This is a genomic window from Kaistella carnis (assembly GCF_003860585.1).
GTDB classification, from domain to species: domain Bacteria; phylum Bacteroidota; class Bacteroidia; order Flavobacteriales; family Weeksellaceae; genus Kaistella; species Kaistella carnis.
Genome location: NZ_CP034159.1, coordinates 2,577,475 through 2,599,082, shown reverse-complemented (window position 1 = coordinate 2,599,082; position 21,608 = coordinate 2,577,475). Strand labels below are relative to the sequence as shown.

At 36.4% G+C, this 21,608-nt stretch carries 12 protein-coding genes; 6 read left to right on the top strand and 6 right to left on the bottom strand.

Annotated elements, in window-relative coordinates:
• Positions 1-33: 33 nt before the first annotated feature.
• The 3 genes from EIB73_RS12065 to EIB73_RS12055 all read right to left on the bottom strand — a co-directional run bounded on the left by EIB73_RS12065 (position 34) and on the right by EIB73_RS12055 (position 6,461).
• Positions 34-756: a ZIP family metal transporter gene (locus EIB73_RS12065; RefSeq protein ID WP_076387896.1), complete on the bottom strand. Its 723-nt coding sequence runs from the start codon at positions 754-756 to the stop codon at positions 34-36.
• An 87-nt stretch (positions 757-843) separates the two neighbouring features.
• The gene (locus tag EIB73_RS12060; RefSeq protein WP_125025512.1) at positions 844-2,040 is read right to left on the bottom strand and encodes an efflux RND transporter periplasmic adaptor subunit; all 1,197 of its coding nucleotides are present in this window, start codon (positions 2,038-2,040) and stop codon (positions 844-846) included.
• 23 nt (positions 2,041-2,063) lie between these two features.
• Positions 2,064-6,461, bottom strand: coding sequence for a CusA/CzcA family heavy metal efflux RND transporter (locus EIB73_RS12055; protein WP_125025511.1), 4,398 nt, complete (start codon positions 6,459-6,461; stop codon positions 2,064-2,066).
• Positions 6,462-7,176: 715 nt separating this feature from the next.
• Between EIB73_RS12055 and EIB73_RS15230 the strand changes: the two genes are divergently transcribed.
• The 6 genes from EIB73_RS15230 to EIB73_RS12025 all read left to right on the top strand — a co-directional run bounded on the left by EIB73_RS15230 (position 7,177) and on the right by EIB73_RS12025 (position 16,008).
• Positions 7,177-7,413: a hypothetical protein gene (locus EIB73_RS15230; RefSeq protein WP_228411237.1), complete on the top strand. Its 237-nt coding sequence runs from the start codon at positions 7,177-7,179 to the stop codon at positions 7,411-7,413.
• A gap of 111 nt (positions 7,414-7,524) precedes the next feature.
• Positions 7,525-11,868 carry a CusA/CzcA family heavy metal efflux RND transporter gene (locus tag EIB73_RS12045; RefSeq protein WP_125025509.1) on the top strand — a complete coding sequence of 1,448 codons (4,344 nt, stop codon included), beginning with the start codon at positions 7,525-7,527 and terminating at the stop codon, positions 11,866-11,868.
• Positions 11,869-11,873: 5 nt separating this feature from the next.
• Positions 11,874-13,112 carry an MFS transporter gene (locus tag EIB73_RS12040; protein ID WP_125025508.1) on the top strand — a complete coding sequence of 413 codons (1,239 nt, stop codon included), beginning with the start codon at positions 11,874-11,876 and terminating at the stop codon, positions 13,110-13,112.
• A 48-nt stretch (positions 13,113-13,160) separates the two neighbouring features.
• Positions 13,161-14,282, top strand: a complete 1,122-nt coding sequence (locus EIB73_RS12035; protein WP_125025507.1) for an efflux RND transporter periplasmic adaptor subunit — start codon at positions 13,161-13,163, stop codon at positions 14,280-14,282.
• Positions 14,283-14,372: 90 nt separating this feature from the next.
• Positions 14,373-15,341 carry a phosphatidylserine decarboxylase gene (locus EIB73_RS12030; protein ID WP_125025506.1) on the top strand — a complete coding sequence of 323 codons (969 nt, stop codon included), beginning with the start codon at positions 14,373-14,375 and terminating at the stop codon, positions 15,339-15,341.
• A 217-nt stretch (positions 15,342-15,558) separates the two neighbouring features.
• Positions 15,559-16,008: a PA2169 family four-helix-bundle protein gene (locus EIB73_RS12025; protein WP_125025505.1), complete on the top strand. Its 450-nt coding sequence runs from the start codon at positions 15,559-15,561 to the stop codon at positions 16,006-16,008.
• Between the two features lie 155 nt (positions 16,009-16,163).
• Here the strand turns inward: EIB73_RS12025 and EIB73_RS12020 are convergent, their stop codons facing one another.
• The 3 genes from EIB73_RS12020 to EIB73_RS12010 form a co-directional block, all read right to left on the bottom strand.
• On the bottom strand, positions 16,164-18,527 hold the full coding sequence (locus EIB73_RS12020) for a multicopper oxidase domain-containing protein (protein ID WP_380219169.1): 2,364 nt from the start codon (positions 18,525-18,527) through the stop codon (positions 16,164-16,166).
• 76 nt (positions 18,528-18,603) lie between these two features.
• The gene (locus EIB73_RS12015) at positions 18,604-19,086 is read right to left on the bottom strand and encodes a DUF305 domain-containing protein (RefSeq protein ID WP_125025503.1); all 483 of its coding nucleotides are present in this window, start codon (positions 19,084-19,086) and stop codon (positions 18,604-18,606) included.
• Positions 19,087-19,096: 10 nt separating this feature from the next.
• Positions 19,097-21,601, bottom strand: coding sequence for a heavy metal translocating P-type ATPase (locus EIB73_RS12010; RefSeq protein ID WP_125025502.1), 2,505 nt, complete (start codon positions 21,599-21,601; stop codon positions 19,097-19,099).
• Positions 21,602-21,608 lie beyond the last annotated feature (7 nt).

The following is a 21,608-nucleotide window of genomic DNA, read 5'->3' as shown; positions in this document are numbered from 1 at the left end:
ACGATTATGCTTATTTTTTTAATCTTAATTAATTTAAACTACCATTCCTACCAGTAGAAATATTAAAAATCCTACAAAAAACATACTCGTCTGCAAAAGTGTTTCTTTTTCTTCGTGCGCTTCTTTCAATAATTCTTCAGTTACCAAAAATAATAAAGCAGCGAGACCGAAAGACAGCACCAATTCCAGCCATTCCTGTGATAATCCTGCTAATAATGTAATTCCTAAAACGGCTCCGACAAAGAAGCAGGCACCCAAAACTAATAAAATAGTCAGGCTTTTTTGTTTTGAAAAATTTAAATCCATACAAGCCAAAACTACTGCTAATCCCAGAGAAAAAATTTCGAGAGCCAAAGCGATGGAAAGCAGAATTCCTTCGGTGCTTCCAGCCGCAAAACCAACGCCGAGAAGCACGCCATCTATTAGTAAATCGATGGCCAATGCCACCAGAAGTCCCATCGGCAAAGAATTTTTTACTGCCGATTTTTCAGCGTTTTTTTGAAATTTTTCTGAAAAATATTTTACAGCCAACATCGTCGCGATGCCCAGTCCGAAACCAATTCCCACTTCAATAGGCCTGTGATTTTTAATAATATCCGGCAGAAGTTCCACTGCAACAACTGAAAAAACCACTCCGCCCGCAAAATGCAACACAGAACTCCGAAAACCCGCGTTTGGTTTTTTAAATAATCCGGTAATCCCGCCCAATAAAATGGAAACAACTGGAATTAAGGCGTATAAATAAATTGAAATCATAAAAATATTTTGATGCTAGTTTTGGCAACTTTTTATGGAAACAAATGGTTTGTAACTAGGTTTTAAGGTTTTAAAATTATCCCAAGATTACTCCTCTTCCTCCATATTATTCATTTTAGAAAGCAGGTCATATGCCCCTTTTAAAACTACTTTATCGGATTCATTAAATTTTGCAGGCAAAGTAACCGCAGTAAAACCATTTTCGCTTACACCGGTTTGCACTTCTACCTTCCTAAAGATATATTGTTTTTCTTTTTCCTTCCCATCTTTATCTTTAGTTTTTTCTAAAGTTTTTTCTAAAATAAAAATAAAATTCTTACCTCCGGAACCTACAATTGCCGCATCTGGCAATGCTGGTGTTTCCACAGATCCAAGTTCTATGATAGCATTTACAAACATTCCCGGCAACAGATTTTGAGATACATTCTGAATTCTTGCCAAAACATCTACAGTTCTGTCTCCGTGTATATCTTTCCCTATCAGATAAACTTTAGCAGTTTTTTCCTCGGCGTCACCAGTAGCCTGAAATCGAATAATTTGACCAACTTTTATTTTTGCAACATCTTTTTCAAAAACCTGCACTTTTACCATCATATTACCTGTATTTGCAATATCTGCGACAACCTCATTAGTTCCAACATATTTTCCAATATTGGTATATACTTTTGTTACGTATCCGCTTTGTGGTGCATAAATGTTGGCGCGCGAAGATATGTTACCTCTTGCAACAGAAGCAGGATTGATGTTCGCAACCTGAAGTCTTGCCCGTAATCCGGCAACTCGTGCAGACATACTATTATACTCACTTTGCGCCCGCTGTAAAGATTTTCTGGCTGCAATATTTTCTTTTACCAGTTCTTTTTGGCGTGTAAGATCCTGTCTTAAATAAGACATCTGACTATTGCTTTCCATGTAATCCTGCTGTATCTGTAGAAATTCAGGATTTTCTATCGTTGCCACCACGGTTCCTTTTCCAATATATTTTCCTTCGATTACGTTCATGGATTTTACATGACCTCCAAAAGAAGAGGTGATACTGGTCAGATTTTGCGGTGGAACTTCAATGGCACCAGAGGCTTTTATGTAATTGGACAGATTAGTATTGGTTATATTTCCCAGTTCCATACCGACGCTTTTATACTGTGCTTCACTAAATTCTACGCTATTTGCATCGTGCGGAACTTCTATATTTGCTGTGACTGCTGTTTCTTCCTTTTTATCAGAGTTACAGGCTGATAATAAAAAACCTAAAACGAGGATATATATGTATTTTGATTTGTTCATGATATTGGACCTTTAATTATTTATTATAAACCAGAAATTAATTCCAGTTCTATGGCTGTTTGATTATATTGATTTAAACTTTCGATGTATTGCTTTTGGACTTCCACGGCATTATTTATAGATTGACTTACCTGGTAATAATCCATTTCACCAACCTCAAAGGCGCGCTGTGATTTAGAGATCAGTAATTTTGCCTGCGGTAACGCAGTTTCTCTGTAAAAATTGATCTGTATTTGCAATCGTTTCAGATCAGAAAGCAATGTTGCACCCCGTTGGGAAAGACTGAATGAAAATGCATCTACCTGTGCTTCCTGCAACTCCTGATGAATTTGAGCGGCTTTTATTTTTGCTTTCTGTGCCTTTGCAAAAATAGGTATGCTTATGCCCAATTCTACACCCTGAAATCTTTCACCTACTCCGTAAAACTTTGAAACTCCATTTTTTTCGAAGTTACCCACTAGTGACTGATTAAAATAACCCACGCTAAAATCGGGAAGTAACCTGCTTTTTTCGACTCTTATTTCTTCTTTGGCGACCTCTATCTGGCTTTTCAAAGCAAGTAATTCCGGATTGTTATTAAAAATTGCACTTAGTGGTGATACATCTAAAAATTTTTCAGTAAGCGTATTATCTGCGATATCTTCAATGGTTTGATTTCCGGTATACCGTTTCAGTTGCTCCAGATGAATTTTTATATATTCATCAGTCTGCAATTTTTGAGAAATCGCTTCCTGCAATCTGGTATTGGCGTTGTATTTTTCCAAAATATTTGTTTCACCAGTCTGAAATCTTATGTCTGCGGCACGAAGTATTTTCTCATAAAGCGCGATTAATTCCTCATTTAATGTTCTTTGTTCTTTTCTGTAGAGTAAACTATAATAAATACTTTTCACCTGATAAGTGATCTGATTTTTATAAATTCCTGCCTGCATTTTGGACGCGTTTATGTTAGCGTCTGCCAGTTCTGTTAGTCTTTTCAAATAAACCGGATTCGGAATATTTTGGCTTATGGTAATATTGTTATCATAAGCAATAAGACTATTATATTGTCCAAAAGTGAGATTGATATTTGTTTTTCCGTAATCTCTCACAGAACCTTTTAATGCAGACTGATATTCCTCTCCTAATTTTGCAACCCTTGTGTTTGGATTGGACTCCAGAGAAGCAGAAATTGCTGAATTCAAATCTATCGTTCCTAAAGATGAAGAGGAATTTGTCGTAATTTGACCTTTAACTCCATTACTAAAACCTGAAAGTAAAAACAAAAGAATGATCGTTGTTGTTCCTGCAATTTTTGTTTTTTTAATTTTACGTCGGGAAGGTTTTATATTTTCCACGTAAGAGTAAAGTACCGGCAATAGTACCAATGTAAGAAAAGTTGCGGTGAACAAACCACCTATAACAACTGTTGCTAGTGGTTTTTGTACTTCTCCTCCTGCTCCGGTTGCCAATGCCATAGGTAAAAATCCTAATGATGCAACGGTAGCAGTCATTAAAACCGGTCTTAATCTTATAGCAGTACCTGCGAGAATTCTTTGCTTTACATCATTCATTCCTTGTTTTTTAAGTTGATTAAACTCTGTTATTAATACGATTCCATTTAAAACAGCCACACCGAACAGAGCAATAAAGCCTACACCAGCCGAAATACTAAAAGGTAAACCTCTTAACCAAAGGGCAAATATGCCACCTATGGCAGACATCGGGATTGCTGTGAAAATTAGTAGTGAGTATTTTAAGGAACCAAACGCAAAATAGAGCAGCAAAAGAATTAATCCCAATGCAACCGGTACGGCTATAGACAGTCTTTTGTTGGCTTCTTCCAAATTTTTAAATTGGCCACCATAAGTTATAAAATAGCCGGTCGGCATTTTTACTTTTTCGTCAATTTTTGCCTGAACTTCTTTTACTACAGAGGCAATATCTCTACCCCGAACATTAAAGCCAACGATAATTCTTCTTTTGGCATCTTCGCGCTGTATTTGGTTAGGTGCCAATTGATAACTCACATCTGCAACCTGCTCCAACGGGACCTGGTTTCCATTACTTGCAGTAACAAAGAGCCTTTTTACATCTTCAATACTTTGGCGCTCCCCCTGTTCCAAACGAACGACCAAATCAAAACGTTTTTCTCCTTCGAATACCGTTCCGGCTACACCTCCAGCAAATGCAGTGTTGATGGCGTTATTTATTTCTTCAACATTTAACCCATATCGGGCGATATTATCCCGGTTCAATTTGATAGAAATTTGCGGTAAACCACTAACTTGCTCTACATACAGATCTTCTGCACCATCTATTGAGGGAATTAATCCACCTATTTTCTTCGCTAAATCTGAAAGCGTTTCTAAATCATCGCCAAAAATTTTGATACCCACATCCTGTCGTACACCAGAAATTAATTCGTTGGTCCGTAATTGTATAGGTTGCGAAAAACCGAACGTAACTCCCGGAACCTGTTCTAAAGTTTTCTGCATTTTCTCCGCTAATTCTTCCCGGGTATCTGCACTTGTCCAGTCTTTTTTAGGTTTTAATAAGATCGTAATATCTGTGGCTTCTATCGGCATTGGATCTGTAGGAATCTCGGATGCTCCAATCTTGCCCACAACTTCCTTCACTTCCGGATAAGTTTTCATCAATAAACTGGATGCCTGTTCTATTTTTTCAATGGTTTGCTCCAGCGAACTTCCTACCAATAATCTTGTTTCTACAGCAAAATCTCCTTCCTCCAGCGTTGGTAGAAATTCACCACCAAGAGAATTGAAAATAACTGCTGACAATCCGAGTAATGCAATTGCAACAATCAACACAGTTTTTTTAAATCGCAGTGCACCATTGATCAACGGATCATAAACGCGCTGAAGTTTTTCCATCATTTTATCAGAAAAGTTCTTTTTATGACTAATATTTTTACTCAATAGAAGTGAACTGATCATCGGTACATAAGTAAGCGAAAGAATTAATGCTCCAAATATTGCAAAAGAAACCGTTTGTGCCATCGGGCGAAACATTTTGCCTTCAATTCCTACCAAAGCCAATATTGGTAAATAGACAATTAAAATAATAAGTTGACCAAACGCAGCGGAGTTCATCATTTTTTTTGCAGAACCGGAAACCTGAATATCCATTTCTGCCTGCGAAATTTTTCCTGTTTTCAACTTCCTCATGTGGTGCATGGTTGCTTCCACGATAATTACAGCACCATCCACAATAAGTCCAAAATCGATCGCCCCAAGACTCATCAAGTTTCCAGATACGCCAAAAACTTTCATCAATGCTACGGCAAATAGCATTGCTAAAGGTATAACCGAAGCCACAATTAAGCCTGAACGAATATTCCCGAGAAAAAGAACTAAAACCAATATTACAATTAACGCCCCTTCTATTAAGTTTTTTTGCACAGTACTCATGGCTCTGTCTACAAATTCACTTCTGTCCAGAAAGGGTTCTATCTCTACACCGTCAGGTAAAGTTTTCCGTATTTGGTCTATTTTATCCTTTACTCGTCCAACTACTTCAGAAGCATTATTATCTTTTAATAGCATTACAATTCCGCCGACCGCTTCTTTGTCATTTCTGGTAAGTGCACCGTATCGGGTAGCAGTCCCAAACTGAACTTTTGCAACATCTCTGATGGTAATAGGCAGACCACTCTCCGAATTTTTAACTACAATCCTTTCAATATCTCCAAGACTTGTGATCAAGCCCTGGCTTCTGATAAAATAGGCATTGGGTTTTTTATCAATATATGAACCACCGGTATTCTGATTATTTTTTTCCAATGCTGTGAAAACATCCGAAATAGATAAATTGTAACTCCGTAATTGATTAATATTTAGTGCAATTTCATACTGTTTCAAAAAACCTCCGAAACTATTTACTTCCGCAATTCCAGGCGTACCCAATAATTGTTTTCGAATAATCCAGTCTTGTATGGTTCGCAGTTTTGTAGCATCGTATTTATCCTCAAAGCCGGGTTTAGCATGAACCGTATATTGGTAAATTTCACCTAAACCAGTAGAAACCGGTGCCATTTCAGGATTACCAAGTCCTGCAGGAATGGAACTTTTTGCTTCAGGAAGCCGTTCAGAGACTTGCTGGCGTGCCCAGTAAATATCTATGTCATCATGAAAAATAATGGTTACAACAGATAAACCAAAGCGGGAAATAGATCGCACTTCCTGAATTTCAGGAATAGTAGACATTGTCTGTTCTATAGGATAAGAAATAAACTGTTCTATTTCCTGTGTTGCCAGTGATGGACTTAATGTTATTACCTGTACCTGATTATTTGTAATATCTGGTACGGCATCTATAGGAAGGGTTCGAAGGGACATGACGCCCCAAATAATGAGCGCAATAGTGAAAATTCCGATCACCAATTTATTATTGATGGAGAATTCAATGATTTTATTTAGCATTGATAAAGAAAATTAGATTAAAGTAAAATTTAGATAATAAAAAGTACGCGTTCGCAGAAAAGCAAAACCGTAAATTTTATTTAATAATACTAACCTAATTGAGGCGGTTGCCAAATACTGCCGAAATAGTTGGAGTATGGGTTTGGAATATGAAAAAATTCTGATGAATAGAATTCGTTTGAAAAATGACCAATAAAGTTTGCAGGAATTTGTTGATATACTACAACATTCCTACCACAGCAACTGCACATACAAAAAGACGAACAAAAATCGTCTTTATGTTTTTGTGAATGTTCGTTCTGTACTTTTTCAATTTTAGTAGTAACCACCTCAAAAGTGCTTTGTTCATTATCCGAACAAGGCATACAAAATAGCACGGCTAAATAAATTGTTAATATATAATTGAAAATCTTCACCTTTGCAAAGTTAAATAAAAAATTGCTACCGGAAATTATATTATTCTTGATTTTTCGACAATCCGAAAAAGAGTAAATCTTTCAATAAATTCTAAAAAATTACCTGATATTATTTCATCTTCTATAATTAAATCTGTTCTTTTACAATCTTGAAGAAAATAATTTCGATATCATTTCTACTTATTTTTGTGTGTGCCAATACAGAATTGGGTGAAATGTTGAAATTTCCAAACTTGATACAGCATTTTGTAAAGCATAGTACGAATAAGACAGAACACTCTCTTTCATTTTTAGGTTTTATGAAAAATCATTATGATAGTGAGAAAACACATTCAGATTCTGACCAACACGATGAAAAACTGCCCTTCAAGACTACCAATACCAACGTAAATACAATTATTGCGTTTGAAATTCAGCCTGAATTTTCTTTTAAAAAACCGATTAGTTTTACATCTGACAAAACGGTCGTTTTATATAAAGATTTCTACAAATCCAGTTATTCTGCCTGCATCTGGCTTCCGCCTAAATTAAGTTAATGTATATTTTATATAATTGATAATCAGTATATTTCTGTTTATTAATTACCAAAATTTCTATTTGCAGTTCCTCTGCAAATGGTGTTTTCTAATTACATTAATTTTAAATTTATGCTAAATAAAATTATAGAATTTTCTATAAATAATAAACTCGTTGTCGCCTTATTTACTTTCGCGCTTATTCTTTTTGGTGCTTTGCAACTTACAAAATTACCGATTGATGCAGTTCCAGACATTACAGATAATCAGGTACAGGTTATAACTTCTGCTCCATCTTTAGGTGCAACCGATATAGAACGGCTTATCACTTTTCCCATAGAGCAGGCGAACAGTAATATTCCTGGACTGAAAGAAATCCGAAGTTTTTCGCGTTTTGGATTATCCGTGGTAACGATTGTTTTTGATGATAATACCGATGTTTATTGGGCGCGTCAACAAGTTACAGAACGATTAAGCACTGTGAAAAATGAAATACCAAAAGGCATCGGCGAACCTTACCTCGCGCCTGTTACCACTGGTTTGGGAGAGATTTACCAATATGTAGTACGGGCAAAACCAGGGTATGAAAATAAATTTGACGAAACCAAATTAAGAACAGTTCAGGACTGGATCGTTCGCCGCCAATTATTAGGTGTAGAAGGTGTCGCAGATGTCAGCAGTTTCGGTGGGAAATTAAAGCAATTTGAAATTGCCATTGACCAGAATAAACTACAATCCTTTGGAATTACGGTTGCTGATGTTTTCAATGCATTAGAAAATAATAACCAAAATACGGGTGGCGCTTACATTGAAAAAGGTCCGACGGTTCTTTACATCAAAACAGAAGGACTGATAGAAAATATTGACAATATTAAGAATATTTCCATTCAGAATACAAAAAGTGGAAGTCCCTTATTTATTCGTGATGTTGCAGAGGTACGCATAGGAAGTGCCATAAGATATGGTGCAATGACCTTTCACAAAAGAAATGTGAAATCTGGCGAAGTTTCGGGGGCTGTAGTAATGATGCTCAAAGGTGCTAACAGCAATATTGTAATCAAAAATATTAAAGATAGAATTGAACAAATACAGAAAACTTTACCTGAAGGTGTAACCATCGAGCCATTTTTAGACCGCACCAAAATGGTTAATAATTCCATTTCCACCGTTGCAAAAAATCTAACTGAAGGTGCGCTCATTGTTTTAGTGGTACTAATTTTCTTTTTAGGAAATATCCGTGCAGGATTTATTGTGGCCTCTGTCATCCCTTTAGCAATGCTATTTGCCGTTATTCTAATGAATATTTTCGGAGTGAGTGGAAATTTAATAAGCCTCGGTGCGCTGGATTTCGGGTTGATTGTAGATGGAACTGTGATTATTGTAGAAGCCTGTCTTTTTAGTTTACACAGCCGGAAAGACAATGAAATTTCACAAAAGGAAATGGACAAAACCGTTCTAACAACTTCTGTAAGAATGCGAAACGTGGCTGTTTTTGGAGAATTAATAATCTTAATAGTTTACATCCCAATTTTCACTTTAAAAGGAATTGAAGGTAAAATGTTTTTGCCAATGGCGCAAACTATTGCATTTGCTTTATTTGGTGCATTCATATTATCATTAACCTACGTTCCGATGATGACTGCATTATTTTTAAGTAAAAAAATAAGTCACAAAAAGAATTTTTCTGACAGGATGATGCAAAAAGTTGAAAATTTCTACCAGCCACTTTTAGAAAAAGCCTTGGCAATCCCAAGAATAATTATTGGAGCCGTGCTTGCAACTTTTGTTGCGGCAATAATAACGCTTTCAATGATGGGTGGCGAATTTATGCCCGCATTGGAAGAAGGAGATTTTGCCGTAGAAACAAGGGTTTTACCCGGAAGTAATCTGCAAACTTCAATGGATGCTATTTCGCAAGGTGCAAAAATTCTATTGGATAAATTTCCCGAAGTGCAAAAAGTAGTGGGAAAAACCGGAAGCAGTGAAATCCCAACCGACCCAATGCCGATCGACGCAAGTGATATGATGGTTATTTTAAAAGATAAATCTGAATGGACTTCTGCTTCTTCCTTTGATGAATTATCAGAGAAAATGGCTAAAGAACTGGAAGCCGTTCCAGGCGTTTCTTATGGATTTCAATATCCAATACAAATGCGATTTAATGAATTAATGACTGGTGCACGGCAAGATGTTGTCCTCAAAATATATGGGGAAAACCTGGATTCTTTGGCAATTTATGCCAATAAATTAGGAAAAGTTGTCGGCACGGTAGATGGCACATCTGATCTTTATATAGAAGCCGTCACGGGAATGCCACAAATAGTGATTGATTACAATCGAAATGCGATTGCGCAATACAACCTAAATATTTCTGAAATAAACAGAGTTGTAAATACCGCGTTTGCCGGGCAAAGCACAGGATTGGTATTCGAGGACGAAAAACGCTTTGATTTAGTGGTTCGTTTGGCAGGCGAAAGGCGTAAGGATTTATCAGATGTTCAGAATTTATTAATTCCCACTTCCGATGGTTCTCAAATTCCATTATCGCAACTGGCGAAAGTTGAAATTGTAGAAGGTCCCAACCAAATCCAACGGGAAGATGCAAAACGAAGAATTGTGGTTGGTTTCAATGTGAGAGGTCGGGATGTGCAAAGTATTGTGCAGGAATTGCAGGAAAAAGTAGATAAACAAATCAATTTTCCGGCGGGCTATTATGCAACTTATGGTGGTGCTTTCGAAAATCTGAACGAAGCCAAAAAACGATTGATGATTGCGGTGCCAATTTCATTAATTTTAATTTTTATCCTACTCTATTTTGCCTTTAAATCTGTGAAACAAGGCTTGTTGATTTATTCCGCAATCCCATTATCAATGATCGGCGGAATTTTCTTTCTCGCGATGCGTGGAATGCCTTTCAGCATCAGTGCAGGCGTGGGTTTTATCGCGCTTTTCGGAGTAGCGGTTTTGAATGGTTTGGTTTTAATAGCCGAATTTAACCGGATAAAAAAAGCAGGAGAAACAGATTTAAAAGCAATAGTTCTAAAAGGAACCAGAGTTCGTTTGCGACCGGTTTTAATGACGGCTTCGGTTGCATCATTAGGATTTTTGCCAATGGCATTAAGCAACGGTTCCGGCGCAGAAGTGCAAAGACCTTTGGCAACGGTGGTTATCGGCGGATTATTTGTCGCCACTTTTTTAACCTTATTTGTATTGCCAATATTGTATGTGATGTTTGAAAAAGGCTTTAAATTAAAGCCTAAAAAAAGTAAATCTGTAACAACATTGCTCATTTTGGGATTTTTATTTTCCTTTCAAGGAATCAATGCACAGCAAAAAATAACGATTGATGAAGCGATAAATATTGCGCAGAAAAATAATCTAAATGTAAAAAATCAAAAATTAAATTCTGACTATTTAGAACAATTGACCAAAACGGCTTATGACATTCCAAATACCGGTTTTGCAGTCGATTATGGTCGGATTAACAGCAATGTGAATGATGTAAAAGTTGGGATTACCCAAAGCATTAAATTTCCCTCTGTTTACCGGAAGCAGGAAAATCTTTTAAAGGAACAGGCAAAAAGTGGCCTATTTAATGAAGCCTTGCAGAAAAAAGACCTGGCAAAACAAGTGTCGTTGGTTTTTTATCAAATGGTTTATCTGAAAGAAAAGGAAAAACTATTGCTTAAAAATGACAGCATTTTTTCAAAATATAATCGACTTGAGCACCTTCGATTTACGAATGGTGCAAGCAATATTATAGAAAAAACCACGGCAGAAAACCTCTACGGAGAAGTTCATTTACACTTACAGGAATTGCAAGGTGATTATTTGGTGCTTCAAACCCAACTAAAATATCTTCTTAATGAAGACCAGGATTTTGTTCCAATATATGATAACTTTAAAATTAATTTTGATGAAAATCTTGATGAAAATTTAATTGCCAACCAGCCAAGCATTCAACTACAATTGCAGGAAATAAACACCAATCAAGCAGAACTGGCATTAGAAAAAACAAAACTTTTGCCAGATTTGATCGGTGGTTTTTTTTATCAAACTTTCCGTCCAAACGCACCATTGCAAGACCAAAGCAGTGGCGTTTACGGGCAAGTTGGTATTAGCATTCCTATTTTTAATACAGCCCTAAAAAATAAACAGAAAGCATTAATTATTAAAAATGAAATTGCTGAAAGTAAGTTGCAATTGGAAAATTTAAAGTTAAAATCGAAATATCAGGAACTTCTTCAAATCTATCAAAAAAGAAAAACCACGGTGGATTACTTTGAGACAAAAGCCTTAAAAAATGTAGAAATCATCAAACGAGCGGTAGATAAAAAATTAAAAGACGGTGATATAAATTATCTGGAGTGGGTTTTACTAATGAACCAAAACACGGAAACAGAAAGTAAATATATTGAATCGGTTAGGGAATTGAATAATGCGATTTCAGATATAAAAGAATTAACCCAATATTAAATCCGATGAATCCCAAAATATATAAAACCTTCATCGAACCTTTTAAAGCACTGCAAAATAAAACTTTTGCAAAACTTTATTTTGCCCAAACCATAAGTTTGTTGGGCGACGCATTTTCCTGGGTTGGATTAGCACTACTGGCTTATCAGATTGATAAAGAAAATTCACCAGTTATTTTAGCCACTGCATTAACGTTGCGGGTAACTGCCTTTATAATATTTTCGCCGTTTGCGGGAGTTTTGGCGGATAAAGTAGAACGAAAGAAGATTCTATACGTCACCCATTTTATTCGGATGGCAATCATCAGTTGCCTTCCTTTCATCAGTTCAGAATGGCAAATTTACGCACTTGTTTTTCTATTAAATGTTTTTAATGCCTTTTTCACCCCAACTTATCGCGCCATAATACCACAAATCGTGGAAAAAAAGTATTACAGAGAAGCCATTGGACTTTCCACCGCGACTTTTCAACTGTTAGGTGTGTTGGGACCAGGATTGGCAGGTATTTTAGCCGTCTGGCTTGGTGTGCGACAGATATTTTTTTTGGATGCAATCACTTTTATTGTAGCGGGAATTTTAATACTTTCTATTTCCAGCAGTGAATTGCAAAAAGGTGTCACAGAAAAAGCGAAAAATTCTTTAAATACGTGGAAAGATATTTCAAATGGCATTCGGCTTTTATTTGGAAATAAAATATTACGCTTTGCTTTGGCAATCGAATTTGTTTCAGCAATTGCAGGTGCAATGATTTTGGTGAACACCATTGGACACATTAAAAACAGTCTTCAACTGGATGATAAATATTACGGTTGGGCGATGGCGGTTTTCGGAATTGGTGCTGCAGTTGCAGCGTTTCTATCAGGAAGTCTAGACAAATCTAAAACGCGCAGTACTTCATTAATCAGTGGTGTGTTCTTACTTGCTATTTCTATTTCACTTGCAAATTTTGTTGGATATCCCGTTTTATTGATACTCTGGCTATTCGCAGGTTTGGGACAGAGTTTAGCAGAGATTCCTTCTGAAACATTAATCGCAGAAACTATCGACTCTGAACATCAAGGAAAAGTCTACGGGTCTCATTTTGCTTTTTCACATCTGTGGTGGGCAATTGCATATCCAATTGCGGGGTTTTTTGGTTCAAATTATCCAACCTCTGAATTTTTCTACGCAGGAATTTTCGCATTCATTTTAGGAATTATTACAATTCTAATATTCAAACCAAAATTTAATTTTAAAAATAAATAATCAATCTTCATAATCGAAGGTTCTACAAGAACTTAAAAATTTAATCTTATGTATAAAAATATAATCATCATAGCAGCCTTTCTTTTTCTTGCATCCTGCAATAATAAAAAAACAGAAGAGGAAACCGTAGAAATTTCTTCCAATTCAAATGTTGCCACCCTTTCAGATGCGCAAATTAAAAACGCGGGAATTGAATTAGGGAAAATAGAGCAAAAAGACATCTCTGAAATTTTAACGTTAAATGGTCAAATAGATGTTCCGCCTCAAAATTTATATTCCGTAAGTGTGCCGATGGGCGGTTATGTGAAAAATGCGAAATTACTCGAAGGTACTTTTGTGAAGAAAGGACAGGTTTTGTGCACCATAGAAAATCAGGATTACATTCAAATGCAGGAAGATTATCTGATGGCGAAAACAAAAATTACATATGCACGCGAAGATTTTGAAAGACAGAGAGAACTAAACAAAAGCAAAGCAACAAGCGATAAAGTCTTCCAACAAGCGAAATCAGAATACAATTCACTACTCGTTGAACTGAAAAGTAACGGTGCAAAACTAAAATATGCAGGAATAAATCCTGATAGAATTTCCTCAAATAATATCACCAAAAGTATAGGCGTTTACGCGCCAATTAGCGGTTATATTTCGAAAGCAAACGTAAATGCAGGTTCGTACGTAAATGCGAGCGATATTTTGTATGAAATCATTAATCCGTCCGACATCCATCTTGCCTTGAAAGTTTTTGAAAAAGACATCCACAATTTGTCTATCGGGCAAACCGTATTTGCTTATACCAACGCAAATCCTACAAAGAAATATACGGCTAAAATAATCCTAATTGGAAACGATTTTACGGAAGACCGAAGCATTACAATCCATGGTCATTTTACGGAAGCGACACCAAAACTTTTACCGGGAATGTATATGAATGCGGAAATTGAATTAAGCAGTCAGCCATCTAATGTTTTGCCAGCCGATGCAATAGTTAGTTTTGAAAATAAAAATTATGTGTTTGTGGCAAAAGCCAACAAGCAATTTGAGATGAAAGAAGTGGTAATTGGCAATACTGAAAATGACTACACCCAGATTTCTACCGCGGATTTACAAAACTCCAAAATTGTAATCAAAGGCGCTTATGCATTATTAATGACTTTAAAAAATTTAGAATAATTAGAAAAGATATCTTTCCAAATGTATAATTTTAACGGGCATTATAGATTTTAAATAAATCTGGAAAGATTATTTTAAACACAATATACAATGAAGAGAAATAAAACAAAATGGCAGATTGCGCTTATCCTATTTTTAGTAATCTTCGGTATCGCGATCTTTCCGGTTCCGCCCCAAAATCCCATCAAATATGTAGAGCGAGAAAGTGGACAAGTTAAAATTGAAAAGGTTTACGGCGAAGAATGGTTGAACTGGTCGTATCATAATCCTATCGGTGAAGCGACTTTATGGGCGATCGCAAAACGGAAAATTGTAAGTTCTGTTTATGGTGACATGCAGGAAAAACCAGCCTCAGCAGATAAAATCCAACCTTTTATAAAAGATTATGGAGTGGATATCAGTATTGCCCAAAAGCAAAATTTTAAAAGCTTCAATGATTTTTTCATCCGAAAACTTAAACCAGAGGCTAGGCCAATTGCTGCCGATTCACTAACCGTATCTTCTCCCGCAGACGGGAAAATTTTGGCTTTTGCTAATATCAACAATTCAGATTTTTATATCAAAGGAATAAGATTTAATGTTCAGTCTTTTTTAAAAAATACAGAGTTAGCGAAAAAATATGAAAACGGAGCGATGATCGTTTTTCGTCTAGCGCCGCCGGATTACCACCGCTATCATTTTCCGGTAAGTGGGGTAACCGCCAGTTCAAATATTAAAATTGAAGGAGATTATTATTCTGTCAGTCCCTTAGCACTTCGTGAAAAAGCGGAAATTTTCTGGTTGAATAAGCGCGAATATGGCGTTATAAAAAGCCCCATTTTCGGCAATGTTATAATGATAGAAGTTGGAGCAACCATGGTTGGAAGTATGATTCAAACTTACGCAGGCACAACTGTGAAAAAAGGCGAAGAAAAAGGCTATTTCAAATTTGGTGGCTCTACTGTGGTATTGCTGTTTGAGAAAGACAAAATTAAAATCGATAACGACTTGTTGATTAATACATCGAAAGGTCTTGAAACGACCATAAAAATGGGCGAAAAAATTGCAGTAAAAAAGTAATACCTATAGTTAATGAATAGGATTTATGAAAACGAAATTGAAGAGATAAATAAACAGATTTCAATTGTTAAAGGGCTAACAGATATCAATAAATATTTGAAAATTAATCTTTTAGTATCTCTATGAGCGTAAAATTAAACTTTATTTAGAAAGATTAAATGATTTTAAGTTGTAAATTAGTTCTTTTAAAATTGACAGAAACCATAAAATTTGTACAATGGAAAATGGTAAAACAATAGATGTTCTGAACAATCTTTTACAAATCATAAATGACAGAATTGAAGGATTTAAAGATGTGAATGTTGAAATGATTGAATCTCATTCCAATCTAAAAGAAGAGTATGATTGTATGGTGCAGAATTCTTATAAAATGAGAACAGAACTTTCATCCCTCATAGAAGAAAGAGGTGGAGATTTAAAAAACACCACTACATTTGCCGGTGGATTACACCGAGCGTGGATAGATGTGAAAAACTCCTTTACTTTTGATAAAAGCGAATCGACTTTGCAAAATGTGATTTTCGGAGAAGACGCCGCAGTTAAAGCATACGAAAAAGCATTAGGTAGTGGTGACCTTTGTGCAGAAAGCAGCAAAATTGTTCAGGACCAACTACAGGAATTGAAATCTTCATACCATAAATTCGTTGGTATGGAGGAGGAATTGTAGTTGACTAAATAATTATTTTATAAAATCTTACCGATTAATAACTCTAGTTTTTATTATTTTGACAATAGGCTTATGCCTGATCGTTGATTATTCAAATTTTTACAAAAAAAAACCTCTCATTTTCATGAGAGGTATATTTAAACATTTTTGATGCTTTAATACATAAAGGTTAAACCAGCTCCAAATCCATATTCACTGTCGTAATTGGTAGAAACGGAAACCCATTTTTGAACGATATATTTTAATCCAAAATCGAATTCTTTATCTGAATTAACGGCAAAATTACCGCGAATTCTGGGTGAAATTGGAATTCCTTCCCTGCCTAATTCCAAACGTACTTTTCCATTATGGTCTATATTTGCATCGGCCATCACTAAGAATGGAAGTAGATATCTAACTCCGGCTATGGCGACATTTTGATTTTGCGGCATTACATTTTGCCCAAACCAGCTTTTTGCCATATCGTGTGTTTTATTACTTCTGAATCCTACGTAAGGCATTGCCCATTGGTATTTTCCTAAAAACCTACCAACTTTTACACTCCCTTCGTAATGTGTAAAATCGTAATTACTATGTAATTCATTCACATTCAACCATCTTGCTCCTAGCATCGTCATGTTTTCAAAATGAAATTTATTAGACGCTACATCCAGCATTGCTGTAGTATTGATCATTCGATTCTTGCTTAGAAACTGCTTGTATGAAGCTTCTTTATCCGGTAATTGTGGGTTTGGAGCTGAATTTTCATAACTGAAAACTCTTCCCATTCCACTCATCATGTGATATAAAATATGACAGTGGAAAAACCAGTCTCCATCTTGATTTGCAGCAAATTCTATCGTCACAGTTTCCATCGGTGCAATATCAATTACATTTTTTAAAGGAGCATATTCCCCTTTAGCATTAACTACACGGAAATCATGACCGTGAAGGTGCATCGGATGACGCATCATGGAATTATTGTACATCGTAATTCTCACGACTTCCCCCTTTTTAATTAAAATTTTATCACTTTCAGCCACCGTTTTATTATCTAATGTCCAGAGATAATTACGCATGTTACCTTCCAAAGTAAACTTTAAATCCTTTACATTATCATTGGGCAAAATAGTTTTGAACGGAGATTTTAACATATTATAGTTAAGACGCTTGATGGTATTTTCATCTGAAGATCCCATGTCATGGTTGCTGTGATCCATGTTCATTTTATCATCATCCATTTTCATGTCAGATTTCATGTCCATTTTGCTGTGATCCATTTCCTTTTTTCCATCCTTCATTTTCATATCCATCTTGCTGTGATCCATGTTCATTTTTCCATCATTCATTTTCATGTCAGATTTCGTTCCCATCATTTCCATCATGTGCTGCATGGTTTTCATACGCTGGCTTTCTGACAATTCCGGATACATTACTTCATTCATATCCATCACCTGATTACCCATCGTCATGCTCATTGGCTTCATGTCGCCGTTCATTTTCATCATGCCGTTCATCATTTTCATACCTTCAAACAGATTCAGTTTCGGTAAGTTTGGTGCTTCCACTTTTGTCCCGTCTCCCAAATAAAGTGAGGCAAACCCTTGCCGGTCTTCCGAAGTTGCACGAAACTCAAAACTTTTATTTTCCGGAACAGTAACTTCTATATCATAAGATTCGGAAACGCCAACAATTAAACGATCTACTTCTACGGGCTCTACTTCATTGCCATCAGTTCCAATAACGGTGATTTTTCCACCGCCATAATTCAGCCAAAAATAAGAGGAAGATGCACCATTCGCTACTCGAAGCCTCACTTTATCTCCGGCTTTTAAGTTTTTGTAATTAGAAGAAATTTGACCATTAATTAGGAAATTATCGTAATAAACGTCACTCACGTCCATGGCTTCCATTCTTTTCCACTCATTAAGCAATTTGGTTCCGAAATGTCCTTTTCCTATCGCTTCAGAATAACTCTGAACAGTACCTTTTTTGATGGCCCAATAATCTCCACGATCCATGTGCAATCTTCGCATAATTTGTTTTGGGTTTTCATCGGTCCACTCTCCCAAAATCACCGGAATGTCTGCCGCAAACTTTTTACTTGGCTGAGTATCTCTTTTATTAAAAACCAAAATTCCATTCATCCCGATCTGTTCCTGAGTTCCCTCATGTGAATGATACCAATAAGTACCATTTTGAGAAATACGGAATTTATACAAATGCGTTTCACCAGGTTTCACTTCTTTCGTAGTTAAATAAGGAACACCATCCATTTCATTGGGCAGAATAACACCATGCCAGTGAAGACCTGTATTTTCTTTCAATTGATTGTGAAGGTAAATCTCGGCCGTATCACCTTCTGTAAAATATAAAGTTGGCGCCATTAATTTGCCATTGATGGCAATTGCTCTGGCTGGTTTTCCGGTGAAATTTACGAGCGTGTCTTTTACGTACAGATCATAACGAACTGTTTTTCCACCAAAAGAAATTTTTCCGGTAGCCTCGTTTTTTAAATCCGCTTTTTTCTCCACATGCATGGTATGGTCCTGAGAAAATCCCTGAACCGACACGACTAGCAAAAGAAGCGTGCATAATTTTAAAAAGTTGGGTATTTTATTTTTCATTCTCTAATCTTTTTATCATTGTTTTCATTTCTTCTATTTCTTTTCTTTGCGCTTTAATGATATCGTCTGCTAGTTTTTTAACTTCAGGATCCTTGATATCTGCACGTTCACTTGTTAGTATGGCGATTGAATGATGAGGAATCATTCCTTTCATCCAAAGAACATCACCTACGACAGGACTCTGCTCGCGAACCAAACCGAGTGCAGCAAAAAATAAACCGACACTTCCCACTATTATTCCAAGGTTTTTCTGCTTATTTTGATACATTTTGCGCATAAAAAAGAACATGATCAAAGCCATCGCAGAGATTCCAAGACATACCATATAAAATCTGGTCATGCTGAAATAAACATGATCCAGTTCGTAGGTATTGAGATACATGGTAATGTACATCGCTACAAATGAAGCCGCAAGCATTAAAACAAATTTGGTGTACACATTACTTTTTGAGTGATCCATTGAATTTTCCATAATTTTATTTTTAAATTTTAATGTTTTTTAAACGTAGTGAATTACCGATCACTGATACGGAACTGAAACTCATTGCCAGCGCTGCAATCATCGGAGATAAAAGGATTCCGAAAACTGGAAACAAAACTCCCGCTGCAATTGGAATTCCTAGTATATTATAACCTAAAGCAAAAAATAAGTTTTGTTTGATATTCTTCATCACAGCGTCGCTTAAATTTCTTGCTTTTACAATTCCGTGCAAATCGCCTTGCACCAAAGTGATCATTGCACTTTCAATGGCAACATCAGTTCCGGTTCCCATCGCGATTCCAACATCACTTTTTGCCAAGGCAGGTGCATCATTAATTCCGTCTCCAGCCATTGCTACGATCTTTCCGTTTTTCTGAAGTTTCTCTACTTCCTGCAGTTTATTTTCAGGTAGCATTCCAGCTTTAAAATGGACAAGATTGAGTTCTTTTGCGACCGCTTGTGCCGTATCATGATTATCACCAGTAAGCATGATTACATCAATGCCTTTTTCCATTAATTCTTTAATTGCTTTTGCACTGGTCGGTTTTATTTTGTCACCAATCACTACATATCCCGCAACTTTCCCCTCTACAGATAAGTACGAAACTGTTTTCCCCTGCTTTTGAAAATTCTGGGCTTCAGTTTCCATTTCAGAAGTAATTTCAGCTTGGGCATATTCCATCATTTTGGCATTACCTAAATCGACTTTTTTTCCGTTGACCTTTCCTTCTACACCTTTACCTGTAACTGCACTGAAATTTTCAGCATTAATAATTTCTATATTTTGTTCTTTTCCATATTTTACCGTCGCATCTGCTAAAGGATGTTCGCTCATTTTATTTAAAGAAACAATGAACTGTAAAACTTCTTTTTCTGTGTAAGAATCTCCGAAAATTCCTATTTTTTCAACGGTTGGTTTTCCTTCCGTAATCGTTCCTGTTTTATCAATGATCAAAGTGTCGACCTTATCCATTTTTTCTAAAGCCTCGGCGTTTTTTATCAATACTCCGTTTTGAGCACCTTTGCCAACACCGACCATTACAGACATTGGTGTAGCTAACCCTAAAGCACATGGACAGGCAATAATCAGCACTGCAATCGCATTGACGAAAGCATAAACATAAACTGGCTGTGGCCCAAAAACTGCCCAGACTATAAAGGTAATGATCGAAACAAGTACCACGATCGGCACAAAATAACCCGAAACGGTATCGGCTAATTTCTGGATTGGGGCACGACTGCGACTGGCGTTATTCACCATTTCCACAATTTGCGAGAGCAACGTATCTGATCCTACTTTTTCGGCTTTCATTAAAAAGGATTGGTTACCGTTAATGGTTCCGCTGCTTACTTTATCGTCTATGGATTTGGTTACAGGAATTGGTTCACCGGTGATCATCGATTCATCCACCGAAGTTTCACCCTCTGTAATGGCACCATCCACGGGAATTTTTTCGCCAGGTTTTACACGCAGGATGTCACCGATCACTATCTGTTCGATTGTTACTTCTTCTTCAATGCCGTTTTTAACTCTGATAGCTCTGTTTGGGGCGAGTTTTAATAATTCTTTAACCGCGGAATTTGTTTTACTGTGCGCTCTGGCTTCCAACACTTGTCCTAATAAAACTAAAGTCAAAATCACCGTGGCAGCCTCAAAATAAACGTGAACTGCTCCGGTATGCGATTTAAATTGTTCCGGGAAAATATCGGGAAAAAACATTCCAAAAACACTGAACAGAAAAGCTGCTCCAGCTCCAATTCCAATCAGTGTAAACATATTGAGATTCCACGTCTTGATGCTTTTATAGGCACGTTCAAAAAACATCCAGGTTGCATAAAATACAACTGGAATCGACAAAGCAAACTGGACCCAGTTCCAGTATTTTTGCTCCATCAAATTATACAATGGATTGTTTGGAATCATTTCACTCATTGCCATCAAAAAAATGGGGAAAGTAAAAATTGTGGCAATCCATAATTTTTTTAGTAATTTTTTATAGGTTTTCTCTTCCGCTGAAATATCAGGTTCCATCGGCACCAAATCCATCCCACAAATCGGACATGCTCCCGGTTCATCTCTTATAATTTCCGGATGCATTGGACAAGTCCATTGTTCCGTATTCGAACTGCTTAATTTTTGTTCTTCAACCAAATCCATTCCGCAGACCGGACAATCACCCGCTTTGTCGTAGGTTTTCTCGCCTTCGCAGTGCATTGGGCAGTAGAAAGTTCCGTTGCCTTTTACTTTTTTAATTTCTTTTTTCCTAGTTTCTGCCTCTGCTTTTGGCAGATCACCAATATTATGAATACTGTACGTTCCACCATCCTGTTCTAAGGCTTCCTGATATTTTTCAATTTGTAAATGGTTGTCCGTTTCGATAACTGCTTCTTGTTTTGCTAGATCAACCGATACTTTTGAAACGCCTTCAATTTTTGAAAGGGTTTCTTCTACGTGTTTTCGGCATCCATCGCAGGTCATTCCTGATATCTGGTAAGTATGTTTCATAGTTTTT